This is a genomic window from Arthrobacter cavernae, from assembly GCF_017368795.1.
Lineage (GTDB): Bacteria > Actinomycetota > Actinomycetes > Actinomycetales > Micrococcaceae > Arthrobacter > Arthrobacter cavernae.
Map to the genome: position 1 here is coordinate 1 of NZ_JAFNLL010000136.1, position 516 is coordinate 516.

General features: G+C 65.7%; 1 protein-coding gene. It reads left to right on the forward strand.

Features of this window, described 5'->3' with window-relative positions; translation table 11 throughout:
• Positions 1–10 precede the first annotated feature (10 nt).
• A partial coding sequence (locus tag J1902_RS19140; RefSeq protein WP_207617943.1) for a class II fructose-bisphosphate aldolase occupies positions 11–516 on the forward strand: 506 nt, incomplete at its 3' end.

The window sequence follows — 516 nt, forward strand, 5'->3', positions numbered from 1 at the left end:
AGGAGTCACCATGCCCATTGCAACCCCAGAGATTTACTCCGAGATGATCGACCGCGCCAAGGCCGGCGGCTTTGCCTTCCCGGCGGTTAACGTGACGTCGTCGCAGACTCTGAACGCTGCGATCCGCGGTTTCGCCGAGGCCGAGTCTGACGGCATCATCCAGGTCTCCACCGGCGGCGCGGCCTACTGGTCCGGCGCCTCCGTCAAGGACATGGTTGCCGGTTCGCTCGGCTTCGCCGCCTTCGCCCGCGAGGTCGCCAGGAACTACAACGTCAACATCGCCCTGCACACGGACCACTGCCCCAAGGACAAGCTGGACGGCTTCGTCCTGCCGCTGCTGGCCGCTTCCGAGGAAGCCGTCAAGTCCGGCAAGGACCCGATCTTCAACTCGCACATGTGGGACGGCTCGCACGAGACCCTGTCCGAGAACCTGCGCATCGGCCGTGAACTGCTCGAGCGCGCCGCGGCCGCGAAGATCATCCTCGAGGTCGAAATCGGCACGGTCGGCGGCGAGGA